This window comes from Streptomyces callyspongiae (assembly GCF_047200695.1).
GTDB lineage: Bacteria > Actinomycetota > Actinomycetes > Streptomycetales > Streptomycetaceae > Streptomyces.
This window is the reverse complement of sequence record NZ_JBJZOM010000023.1, coordinates 48,892-60,244: the sequence shown is the minus strand read 5'-3', so window position 1 is coordinate 60,244 and position 11,353 is coordinate 48,892. Positions and strand designations below refer to the sequence as shown.

Genomic DNA, 11,353 nt, shown 5'->3' with positions numbered 1-11,353 from the left:
GGGAGGCGAATGCGAGGGAAACAGTGGAGACCCGGGAAGATGCTCTCACGCTCATCGCGTTCAGGGCAACTTCTCAAAGCTACTGCCCCTTCGAACCTGCGTCAACAGGTCTCTCGGGGACCGGACGACTGTAACAGGTGTCCCGCCCCCGACGCACATCACGCCGCCAGGGGGCGGGCCTCCGTCCGGTCCGGTTCCGCTACGTCCCCGGTCTCCCCTGCTCCGGCCGCGCGCCGACCGGGGCCGTACACGTACGCCAGGAACGCGCCTTCCGCCACGACGCCGATGCCGACGCGGGCCCAGGTCGGCAGCCCGGACGGTGTCACGAACCCCTCGATGGCACCGGAGACCAGGAGTACGACCGCGAGCCCCACGGCCATCCCGAGCGCGGCTCTGCCCTCCTCTGCCAGGGCCGTCCGCCGGGTGCGGGGTCCCGGGTCGACGACGGTCCAGCCCAGGCGCAGACCGGTGCCCGCAGCGACGAACACGGCCGTCAGCTCGAGGAGGCCGTGCGGCAGGACCAGTCCGAGGAAGGTGTCCAGGCGGTCCACGGACGCCATCAGGCCGATGCCGACGCCGAGGTTGAGCATGTTCTGGAACAGGATCCACAGCACGGGGAGCCCGAGCAGCGCCCCGAACACCAGGCAGATCGCCGCGGCCTGCGCGTTGTTCGTCCACACCTGGGCCGCGAACGAGGCCGCCGGGTGCGTCGAGTAGTAGCTCTCGTACTGGCCTCCCGGCCGGGTCAGCTCGCGCAGCTCGCGCGGTGCACCGATGGTCGCCTGCACCTCGGGATGGGTGCCGATCCACCATCCGAGCAGCGCGGCGACCAGGACGGAGAGCAGAGCCGTGGGCACCCACCAGTGGCGTGTCCGGTAGACGGCGGCGGGGAAACCCGCGGCGAAGAAGCGTCCGGCGTCCCGCCAGGAGGAGCGCCGCGCGCCCGTGACGGCGCTGCGGCCGCGTGCCACGAGCCCGGTGAGGCGACCGACGACGGCGGGGTCCGGCGCCGCGGACCGTACCTGGGACAGGTGGGTCGACGTGCGCTGGTAGAGCGTCACGAGCTCGTCCACCTCGGCACCCGTGGGCCTGCGGCGCCGGAGCAGCACCTCCAACCGGTCCCAGTCCGCCCGGTGCGCGGCCACGAACACGTCCAGATCCATGGGGAGAGCTTGGCAGACGACTGCCCCCGCACGGCAGACTGTTCACGGGAGGGGAGCGGGTGCGGCGGTGCACCCGGAGGCCACGACGCGCCGAGGAGGCTGCCGGGTGAGCGAACTGGTGACGGGCGACGCGGTCGTTCTCGGACTCCGGCCCGCCCGGATGCCGACCCGGGCGCTGGCGGTGATGCTCGACCTGGCGCTCTACTGGACGCTGTACGTGGTGCTGTCCGTCCTGATGCTGACGGCGGTCTCCTCCCTCGACGTGGCGGCCGTGACCGCCGTGCAGATCGCGTTGTTCGTCCTGGTGCCGGTCGGTGCGCCGATCGCCGTGGAGACGCTGGGCCGGGGCCGGTCCGTGGGGAAGGCCGCCTGCGGACTGCGGGTGCTGCGGGAGGACGGCGGTCCGGTGCGGTTCCGGCACGCGCTGGTCCGGGGTGCCTTCGGCGCCGTCGAGATCACGCTGTCTATGGGGGTGATCGCCTGCATCGCCTCGCTCGTCTCCGCCCGCGGCAGGCGGCTGGGCGACGTGTTCGCCGGCACCGTCGTGGTTCGGGAACGCGTCCCCGCCGTGCCGGCCTCGGCGGCGCCCGCCGTACCGCCGTGGCTCGCCGGACGCTTCGCCGGGCTCGACCTTTCCCGCGTGCCGGAACCGCTGTGGCTGGCGGTGCGGCAGTACCTGATGCGGGCGGACGAGCTCGACGCCGTCGTCGGAAGGGACATGGCGGTGCGGTTGGCGTCGGACGTCGCTGCCCGTACCGGTGTGGCGGTTCCCGCCGACCTTCCGCCGTGGGCCTACCTCGCAGGAGTCCTGGCCGAGCGGCGCGAGCGGGACGCGCAGCGCGCTTTCGGAACGCAGGGCAGCATCCCGGGCGACGTCGCGCACCACGGCGCCGCGCACCACGGCGCCGCGCACCACGGCGGGGCGCCGGCGGAGGCGGTGGCACGGCCGCGGGAGGAGCACCGTACCGCCGCACCGCCGGCGGCTGGGCCCGCGCCCCCGCCCGGCTCCCCCGACGGGACCGAGTCGCGGAGCACGCCCGGACGTCCGGCCACCGGCTTCGTGCCGCCGGTCTGAGGCAGGCCCGCCGACGCGCGGTCGGTTCCCGGTTCCGTTCCTCCCCTTCTGCTCGCAACTCCCTTCCTTCCGCCCCCTCAGTGCGCCGTGGGGAAGGTCGACGGGGGTGCGGTGAGGTCCTCGAGTTCGACGCCGGGGGCGGCGAGCACCACGTCACCCGACAGGTGCACCGCCTGCTCCTCGCCGGTCTCCAGATCCGTCACCAGGTAGTTCTCCACGACGAGGGGACCGCTGTCGGTGGCGTGGGTGTCGGCGGACGCGAGTCGCCAGGCCCGGTCGAGGGTGCGGGGCGCGAGGACCGGAGGGGCGAGCTCGACCAGTCGGGCGCGGACCGACGGCCCGCCGGTGCCGGGGCGCAGCAGCAGGGCGGTGGCGACCAGGAAGGCGGGCGACGTCCCGGTGAAGCCGTGGGCGGCTGCCGAACCCTGCTGCGCGTGCGCGCCGGCGGGGTCGGTGCGCACCCAGGTGACGCCGTCGAGGGTGCCGCCACGCACCTGCCAGTCCCCGGCATGCACCTCGAGGCGGAGGACGCGGCCCCGTGCGTCGAGTGTCAGGTCGGTCGATCCGGCGGCCTGCCCGGAAGGGGTTGTGGTGCGGGAGACGTACCGCCAGCCCGAGGGGCCGGTGGCGCACTGGAAGTGCTCCTCCCCGAGCGGGGAGCCGTCGGAGGGGTCGTGGAGGACGTAGCGGCCGCTGGGCATGCCGCGACTGTACGCAGCGCCCCGCGGCGGACCGGAAAAGGGGCAGGCCCCCGCTCGGGAGCGGGGGCCTGCCCGGTGACGCGGTGGTCGCGGACGTGCCGCGGTTCCGGTCAGTACCGGTAGTGCTCCGGCTTGTACGGGCCTTCGACCGGGACGCCGATGTAGTCGGCCTGGTCCTTGCGCAGCTCCGTGAGCTCGACGCCGAGGGCGTCCAGGTGCAGGCGGGCGACCTTCTCGTCGAGCTTCTTGGGCAGGACGTACACGTCGGTCGGGTACTCCTCCGGCTTCGTGAAGAGCTCGATCTGGGCGATCGTCTGGTTCGCGAAGGAGTTGGACATGACGAACGACGGGTGACCGGTCGCGTTGCCCAGGTTGAGCAGCCGTCCCTCGGACAGCACGATGATCTTCCTGCCGTCGCGGAAGGTCCAGGTGTGGACCTGCGGCTTGACCTCGTCCTTGACGATGCCGTCGATGGCGGCGAGTCCCGCCATGTCGATCTCGTTGTCGAAGTGGCCGATGTTGCCCACGATGGCCTGGTGCTTCATCCGGGCCATGTCGGCGGCCATGATGATGTCCTTGTTGCCGGTCGTGGTGATGAAGATGTCCGCGGTCTCGACGACGTCGTCGAGACGGGCGACCTGGTAGCCGTCCATCGCGGCCTGCAGGGCGCAGATCGGGTCGATCTCGGTGATGATCACGCGGGCACCCTGCCCGCGCAGCGAGTCCGCGCAGCCCTTGCCGACGTCGCCGTAGCCGCAGACCACGGCAACCTTGCCGCCGACGAGGACGTCGGTGGCGCGGTTGATGCCGTCGACCAGGGAGTGGCGGCAGCCGTACTTGTTGTCGAACTTCGACTTGGTGACCGAGTCGTTGACGTTGATCGCCGGGAAGAGCAGCGAGCCGGCCTGCTGCATCTCGTACAGCCGGTGGACACCGGTGGTGGTCTCCTCGGTGACACCGCGGATCTCCGAGGCCAGCCGGGTCCACTTCTGCGGCGACTCGGCCAGGGTGCGGTTCAGGACCTCCAGGACGACGCGGTGCTCGTCGTTCTCGGCCTCCTCGACGGACGGGGCCTTGCCCGCCTTCTCGTACTCGACGCCCTTGTGGACGAGCAGGGTGGCGTCCCCGCCGTCGTCGAGGATCATGTTGGGGCCACCGGACTCGGCGCCCGGCCAGGTCAGAGCCTGCTCGGTGCACCACCAGTACTCCTCCAGGGTCTCGCCCTTCCAGGCGAAGACCGGCACGCCCTGGGGGTTCTCGGGGGTGCCCTCGGGGCCGACGGCGACGGCCGCGGCGGCGTGGTCCTGGGTGGAGAAGATGTTGCAGGAGGCCCAGCGGACCTCCGCACCGAGCGCCGTGAGGGTCTCGATGAGCACGGCGGTCTGCACGGTCATGTGCAGGGAGCCGGTGATGCGGGCGCCGGCCAGCGGCTTGTCCGCGGCGTACTCCTTGCGGATCGCCATGAGGCCGGGCATCTCGTGCTCGGCGAGGGCGATCTCCTTGCGGCCGAAGGCGGCCAGAGAGAGGTCAGCGACCTTGAAGTCGTGGGTCGACGTCGTGGCGGTCGTCGTCATGCGAGCTGCATCTCCTCGGGATGTCGAGGTGTGGTGACAGGTCCGTGCTGCGGTGCGGGGGGACGACGACGTGCCCGCCAGGCCGTGGTGGCCCGTCGGGACGCTGTCCCCTGTTTCGCAGCCCAGTCCGTCGGAGGCCCTCTCTCCCTCGGTGACCCGTCGTCCGGGTCGCCCGACCGCCATCAGCAGCGACGTCTGTGCACTACGAATCTACACCGCCGGACCAGTCGAACGGATGAAGCGGGGTGCACGCAAGACGACAACAGGACGGCCCGGCTGCCGGCCCAGCCGTCCTGCGGGGCGTCGAGGCAGGTCAGGCGCCGTTGCCGGGGTCCGTCGAGCCGGTCGCCATGGTGGCGGTGCCGGTGTTCGGCGCGGACGGGTCGGCGCCGGCCTGCTCCACGTCCGGTTCGAGGTAGATCACGCGGGCGATGGGCACGGCTCCGCGGATGCGGGCCTCGGCCTCGTCGATGGCCCGTGCCACCTCGCCGGCGGTGTCGTCGTGGCGGACGGCGATCTTCGCCGCGACGAGCAGTTCCTCCGGTCCGAGGTGCAGGGTGCGCATGTGGATGATGCCCGTGACGGTCTCCCCGTCGACGAGCACCTCGCGGATGCGCCGGATCTGGGTGGCGTCGGCGGCCTCGCCCAGCAGCAGCGACTTCGTCTCGGCGGCGAGCACCGCGGCGATGAGGATCAGCAGGGTGCCGATGCACAGGGTGCCGATGCCGTCGTACAGGGCGTTGCCGGTGACGACGGCGAGCCCGACTCCGACGAGCGCGAGGACGAGGCCGACGAGGGCGCCCAGGTCCTCCAGCAGGACCACCGGGAGTTCGGGAGCCTTGGCGCGGCGGACGAACTGCGTCCAGGTCAGCGAGCCGCGGAGGGCGTTCGCCTCCTTGATGGCGGTGCGGAAGGAGAAGGCCTCGGCGATGATCGCGAACACGAGCACGCCGACCGGCCAGTACCAGTGGCTGAGTTCGTGCGGGTGCACGATCTTCTCGTACCCCTCGTAGAGGGCGAAGACGCCGCCCACGGCGAAGAGCACGATGGACACCAGGAAGCTGTAGATGTAGCGCTCGCGGCCGTAGCCGAAGGGGTGCTCCTCGCTCTCGGCCTTCTTCGCCTGCTTGCCGCCGAGCAGCAGCAGCGCCTGGTTGCCGGAGTCGGCGAGCGAGTGGACTCCCTCGGCGAGCATCGAGGACGAGCCGCTGAACGCCCATGCGACGAACTTGGCTGCGGCGATGGAGACGTTGGCGCCCAGCGCGGCGACGATCGCCTTCGTTCCGCCTGATGCACTCATGGGACAGGTTCCTCTTCTCGTCGGGGCCGGGCCGCTCCGCGTCAGACGGCCACCGTGGCGCGGAAGATCGTACCGTCGCCCACCGCGCGCGGTCGCTCGCCCGCAGGAACAAAGACCGACTGCCCTTGTTCCAGGACGATTTCGGTGCCTGTCACCTCGTCGGTGAGGGTCGCGCGACCGGCGGTGCAGAGCACGATCTGTGCCGCGTCGCCCCGCAGTGTGCGCGGCGCGCCGCCCGGGGCGAGGACGTGGCGCGAGAGTGCGAACTCGCTGACGGGCGTGGTGTAGGGCTCCGCTCCGTCGGGGTCGGCCTCGGGAGTCAGCACGGCCGGGTCGCTCGCCTCGAAACGTACGACGCGCAGCAGTTCGGGCACGTCCACGTGCTTCGGCGTGAGGCCGCAGCGCAGAACGTTGTCGGAGTTGGCCATGATCTCCACGCCCAGGCCCGTCAGGTAGGCGTGCGGGACGCCCGCGTCGAGGTGGAGCGCCTCGCCGGGTTCCAGACGTACGTGGTTCAGAAGCATCGCCGCCAGCAGCCCGGGGTCGTCGGGGTGGTGCCGTGCGATGTCGGCGTAGGCCGCGCAGTCCGCGGCCCAGCGGCCGGGCTCGGGCGCGGAGGCGAGGCGGCGGACCGCGTCCGCCGCCTGCCGGACGGTGCCGGCGATCTCGGAGCGGTCCGCCGACAGGAAGGCGGTCAGGACCTCGCGCAGCGCGGCGGACTCGGGACGGGCGTGCAGGATGTCGACGTACGGCTCGAGGCCGCCCACGTCGAGCGCCGCGAGGAGCGCGGCGGACCCGGCAGCGGGCCGGAAGCCGCAGAGGCCCTCGAACGGCGTGAGGGCGGCGAGGAGTTCGGGCTTGTGACGGTCGTCCTTGTAGTTGCGGTGCGGTGCGTCGCGGGGCACGCCGCGCGCCTCCTCGTCCGCGAAGCCCGCGGCGGCCTGCTCCGGGTCGGGATGCACCTGCAGAGAGAGGGGCTGCGCGGCGGCGAGGAGCTTCAGCAGGAAGGGCAGCTGCGGGCCGAACGCGTCGACGGTGGCGGGGCCCAGTTCGCGGTGCGGGTCCGCGGCGATCACCTCGGAGAGCGCCGTCGGCCCGTCGCCGCGGTCGATGTGCGAGGGGGCGCCGGGGTGCGCGCCCATCCACAGTTCCGCCTGCGGCTCGCCCGTGGGGCGCTCCCGGAGGAGCTCGGGCAGGGCGGTGGTGGAGCCCCAGGCGTAGGGGCGCACGGTGTTCTGCAGACGGTCCATCAGCGACGGGTCCTCGGGCTCGGTGCGGTGCGGTACGGCTCGCCGGCCGCCGTGCGGGCACGGCGGCGCTGCGGCAGGTGTCAGGATGCGTCGCCGCGGGAGAGCGTGAGGTAAACGGAGGCGAAATCCAGTGTGGCGATCAGTTCCGCAACGGCTTCCAGCGGGCCGCTGCCCTGCGCCGGTTCGATCTCGCTGAACGGCGTCTCCCGCGCGTAGGCGGCTTCGCGTGCGGCGATCGCGGCGGATCCGGGGCCGGGGGGGCTCTCGCGGAGCAGCAGGATCCGGGTGTGGAACGGTTCGGGCTCCTCGACGCGGTCGCGGAAGAAGTCGTCCTCCGCGTCCTCGCCGCCCGCCGCGAAGGGGCCGGTCAGCAGCGCCTGGTGGGCGGTGAGCGCCTCGGGGAGCCCGGCCGCGAGGGCGGGGCGCCCCGCCTGTGCGGCGAGGACGGTCGCGCCGTGCCGGGCGGCCGCCCCGGCGAGGCGGCCTTCGCTCCAGAGCAGGGGGAGGGTGCCGGAGAGTTCGGCGGCGAGGCTCTTCGCCGGGTTGCTGAAGGTCTCCACGGCCGGTCCGCAGCGCTCCGCGACGGCGTCGAGGCGGTCGGCCAGCCCGTCGAGTGCGGACCACGAGGCGGTGAGGAGGCCGAAGCTGTCGGTGAGGGCGAGCAGCGGTGTCAGCAGCGCCCAGAACGTGCCCGGCCCGGTGTCGGGGGTCTCGCCAGGGCGGCCGGGGGCGAGCGGCAGCGCCAGGCCGTGCGTGTCGGTGACGGCGCCGGCGAGTGCGCTGCCGGAGGGCGCGACGGTGACGACCGTGCAGCCTCTCCGGTAGGCCTGGTCCGCGAGCGCCCCGAGTCCGGTCTCCTCCCCGGAAGTGCTCAGCAGGAGCAGGAGATCCATGGTGCCCGCCCAGCCGGGCAGGGACCACCGCAGGGCCTCGGGGGTCGGATTCGCCCCGGTGGGGCGTACCAGGGTGACCGCCGATCCGCCGTCGCCGAGGGCGTTGAGGGTGTCGGCGACGCAGGCGGCCGCCGGGCCGTGGCCCGCGACGAGGACGGCGCGGGGCCTGCCCTCGGGGCGGAGGTCCGCAAGGCCCGCTTCGCGGGCCCGGCGTACGGCGTTGCGCACCCGCGCGCCGGATTCGGCGGCACCGCGGAGCAGGCCGCCGGAATCGGCACGTGTCAGGACGTCGGGAGCGTCCAGCAGGGACTCGTCGAGCATCGGGCGGAGCCTCCGTTCGAACGCGTGGTGCGGCGCGGGTCGGGCGTCCGTCAGGCGGGGCGGCGCGCCTCGTCGACGAGGAGGACGGGGATACCGTCGCGCACCGGGTAGGCGAGACCGCACAGGTCGCCGGTGCAGACCAGTTCGGTTGCGGGGGCCGTCCCGTCGGTGTTCCCGGTCTCCTGCTCACGGAGCGGGGCGTGGCACGCCGGGCAGGCGAGGATCTGGAGAAGACCGGCTTCGAGCGGCATGGACGGTTCCTTCGCGGGGCGGGGGCGGCTGTGGAGCCAGGGTACCGCCGGGCGGGGTCCGGCGGCGGTCGGGCGGACCGGGCACCGTACTCCCGCCGTACCCCGGCGGATGCGGGGCCCGGGGTACGGCGGTGCGGGCGCGGGTCAGCCCCGGACGAGGGCGAGGACGTCGTCCCGCACGCGGGCCGTGGTGTCCGCGTCACGCGCCTCGACGTTGAGCCGCAGCAGCGGTTCGGTGTTGGAGGCGCGGAGGTTGAACCACCAGTCCTCGCCGGTGACGGTGAGGCCGTCGAGTTCGTCGAGCGTGACGCCGTCGCGGCCGGTGAAGGCCTTCCGTACGGCGGCGAGGCTGACGGCCTGGTCGTCGACGGTGCTGTTGATCTCGCCGGAAGCCGCGTACCGGTCGTAGCGGGAGACCAGGTCGGCCAGCGGACCGGGCTGGCCGCCGAGCGCGGCCAGCACGTGCATCGCGGCGAGCATGCCGGTGTCGGCGTTCCAGAAGTCGCGGAAGTAGTAGTGCGCGGAGTGCTCGCCGCCGAAGATCGCTCCGGTGCGGGCCATCTCCTCCTTGATGAACGAGTGCCCGACGCGGGTGCGCACCGGCACGCCGCCGGCCTCGCGGACGACCTCGGGCACCGACCAGGAGGTGATGCAGTTGTGGATGACGGTCGAACCGGGCTCCTTGGCCAGCTCCCGCTCGGCGACCAGTGCGGTGACGGCGGAGGGCGACACCGGGTCGCCGCTGCCGTCGACGACGAAGCAGCGGTCCGCGTCGCCGTCGAACGCGAGGCCGATGTCGGCCCCGGTCTCGCGGACCCGTGCCTGCAGGTCGACGATGTTCTTCGGGTCGAGCGGGTTGGCCTCGTGGTGGGGGAAGGTGCCGTCCAGCTCGAAGTAGAGGGCGTCCACCTCGATCGGCAGACCGGCGAACACGGAGGGAACCGTGTGGCCGCCCATGCCGTTGCCGGCGTCGACCACGACCTTCAGCGGGCGGATGTCCGAGAGGTCGACCAGGGAACGCAGGTGCTCCGCGTAGTCCGCGAGCATGTCCCGACGGGTGACGGTTCCGGGTGTCGCTCCCGTCGCGGGAGGGCCCGAGGCGGCCCAGGAGGCGACGAGGTCGCGGATTTCGGACAGGCCGGTGTCCTGGCCGACCGGCGCGGCTCCGGCCCGGCACATCTTGATGCCGTTGTACTGCGCGGGGTTGTGCGAGGCCGTGAACATCGCACCGGGCAGGTCGAGGCGGCCGCTGGCGAAGTACAGCTGGTCGGTGGAGCAGAGCCCGATCTCGGTGACGTCGGCGCCGCGACTCGCCGCCCCGCGCCCGAAGGCGGCGGCGAGTCCGGGCGAGGACGGACGCATGTCGTGCCCGACGACGATCGCCTGCGCCTCGGTGACCTGGACGAATGCCGCTCCGAACAGTTCCGCCAGGTGCTCGTCCCACTCGTCGGGCACGACGCCCCGCACGTCGTACGCCTTCACGATCCGGGACAGATCAGTCACTGCCACCCTCTACTCCCATGTCGACGGTCGGACGCCAATCTACCCGGCGCCGGGGAGGAGCCGGACTCAGGACTCGGGGGAGCGCAGTACCCGCAGGTGTCCGCGGCGGGCGACCTCCATCGGGTCGCCGGAGGGGCCGCGGGGTCCTGCGCCCTCCCCGGGCGGCAGCTCGCGGTCCGGGCGGCCGCGGGTGCGTGCGGCCTCGCGCACGGCGTCGGCCAGCGCCTCCAGGTCGTCGCTGCTCGGGCCGGTACGGTCCGGATCGGGGGCGAGCCGGACCACCTCCCAGCCGCGCGGGGCGGTCAGCCGCTCCGAGTGCTCGGCGCACAGGTCGTAGCAGTGCGGTTCGGCGTAGGTCGCGAGCGGGCCGAGGACGGCCGTGGAGTCCGCGTAGACGTACGTCAGCGTGGCCACGGCGGGGCGGCCGCACGCGGTGCGCGAACAGCGACGTACAGGACTCACGACGTTGGACGGTACCGCACTTGTGAGCGGGCTGCGACGACTCTCTGGACAGTCACCCCGCCGTGTCGTCCCGTTCGTCCGAGACGCGTTGTTCCTGCGCACTCGCGCCCACCTGGGGCGGAGCGGAAGGGGTGCGCCGGGGGCCGGTTGCGCCGTCGGAGGCCTGTCGGGGACGCGGTCACGAAGACACGGGGAACCGGTCGTTCCGTGCGGAATCGCCGATCACGGAACGCAACTCGACTGTCGCCGTTCGGCACCGGAACGGTCCGATTGCGACACCCGGGTGGCATCGGAGCGGCTCGGGAGTGCGGTGCGGAGCGGGAAGGCTACGCTTTCGGGTGATGAGCGATGCCCCACCGCCCCGGGTGTCCGGCCGGCGGCCGCACCACCGGGACCGGCACGGCCGCGGTATGCGCGGTCCCCTGGCGCCGCCGCAGGTGCCGCTCGCAGTGACCCGGTCCGAGGCGTTCGACGACCTGGTGCGCGACGCGGCGCAACGGCTGGAACGGCACTGGCCGCAACTGACCGGCGTGGACTTCGCCGTGCAGGAGGTCCCGCGCGGCGACGCGGACGCCTCGGACGGGGTCGTGCCGCTGGGGCGGCTGATCCCCGCGCACGGCAGGCGCCCGGACTGCGTCGTGGTCTACCGGCGCCCCGTGGAACTGCGCAGCAAGAACCGCGACGAGCGGGCACTGCTGGTGCACGAGGTGGTGGTGGAGCAGGTCGCCGAACTGCTCGGGCTGGCACCGGAGTCCGTGGACCCGCGGTACGGCGAGGACTGAGGCCGCCCCCGGGCGGCCGGGACTCCGGCGGCCCGGGAATCGGCACTTCACGGGTTCACGGGCTCGCCGGTCACCGGT

11 protein-coding genes are annotated in these 11,353 nt (G+C 73.0%); 2 read left to right on the top strand and 9 right to left on the bottom strand.

What is annotated here, in order from left to right; all coding sequences use genetic code 11:
- Positions 1-158: 158 nt before the first annotated feature.
- Complete coding sequence (locus tag ACL06G_RS19755) at positions 159-1,163, bottom strand: stage II sporulation protein M (protein ID WP_412785285.1); 1,005 nt, start codon at positions 1,161-1,163, stop codon at positions 159-161.
- Positions 1,164-1,269: 106 nt separating this feature from the next.
- On the opposite strand from ACL06G_RS19755, the gene ACL06G_RS19750 reads away from it, so the two are divergent.
- Positions 1,270-2,238, top strand: coding sequence for an RDD family protein (locus tag ACL06G_RS19750; RefSeq protein WP_412785286.1), 969 nt, complete (start codon positions 1,270-1,272; stop codon positions 2,236-2,238).
- Positions 2,239-2,315: 77 nt separating this feature from the next.
- Here the strand turns inward: ACL06G_RS19750 and ACL06G_RS19745 are convergent, their stop codons facing one another.
- The 8 genes from ACL06G_RS19745 to ACL06G_RS19710 form a co-directional block, all read right to left on the bottom strand.
- On the bottom strand, positions 2,316-2,939 hold the full coding sequence (locus ACL06G_RS19745) for a hypothetical protein (RefSeq protein WP_412785287.1): 624 nt from the start codon (positions 2,937-2,939) through the stop codon (positions 2,316-2,318).
- Positions 2,940-3,049: 110 nt separating this feature from the next.
- Positions 3,050-4,513 carry an adenosylhomocysteinase gene (ahcY, locus tag ACL06G_RS19740; RefSeq protein WP_412785288.1) on the bottom strand — a complete coding sequence of 488 codons (1,464 nt, stop codon included), beginning with the start codon at positions 4,511-4,513 and terminating at the stop codon, positions 3,050-3,052.
- Between the two features lie 313 nt (positions 4,514-4,826).
- Positions 4,827-5,813, bottom strand: coding sequence for a cation diffusion facilitator family transporter (locus ACL06G_RS19735; protein WP_412785289.1), 987 nt, complete (start codon positions 5,811-5,813; stop codon positions 4,827-4,829).
- Positions 5,814-5,854: 41 nt separating this feature from the next.
- Entirely contained in the window at positions 5,855-7,063 is a 1,209-nt protein-coding gene (gene manA, locus ACL06G_RS19730; protein ID WP_412836431.1) for a mannose-6-phosphate isomerase, class I, read from the bottom strand.
- Between the two features lie 80 nt (positions 7,064-7,143).
- On the bottom strand, positions 7,144-8,277 hold the full coding sequence (locus tag ACL06G_RS19725) for an SIS domain-containing protein (protein ID WP_412836430.1): 1,134 nt from the start codon (positions 8,275-8,277) through the stop codon (positions 7,144-7,146).
- Between the two features lie 50 nt (positions 8,278-8,327).
- On the bottom strand, positions 8,328-8,528 hold the full coding sequence (locus tag ACL06G_RS19720) for a Trm112 family protein (protein WP_412785292.1): 201 nt from the start codon (positions 8,526-8,528) through the stop codon (positions 8,328-8,330).
- Positions 8,529-8,672: 144 nt separating this feature from the next.
- Entirely contained in the window at positions 8,673-10,031 is a 1,359-nt protein-coding gene (locus tag ACL06G_RS19715; protein ID WP_412785293.1) for a phosphomannomutase/phosphoglucomutase, read from the bottom strand.
- A 66-nt stretch (positions 10,032-10,097) separates the two neighbouring features.
- Positions 10,098-10,595, bottom strand: coding sequence for a DUF3499 domain-containing protein (locus ACL06G_RS19710; protein WP_412785294.1), 498 nt, complete (start codon positions 10,593-10,595; stop codon positions 10,098-10,100).
- Between the two features lie 239 nt (positions 10,596-10,834).
- Here ACL06G_RS19710 and ACL06G_RS19705 point away from each other — a divergent pair, with 239 nt between their 5' ends.
- On the top strand, positions 10,835-11,275 hold the full coding sequence (locus tag ACL06G_RS19705; RefSeq protein ID WP_412785295.1) for a metallopeptidase family protein: 441 nt from the start codon (positions 10,835-10,837) through the stop codon (positions 11,273-11,275).
- The last annotated feature ends 78 nt before the right edge of the window (positions 11,276-11,353 follow it).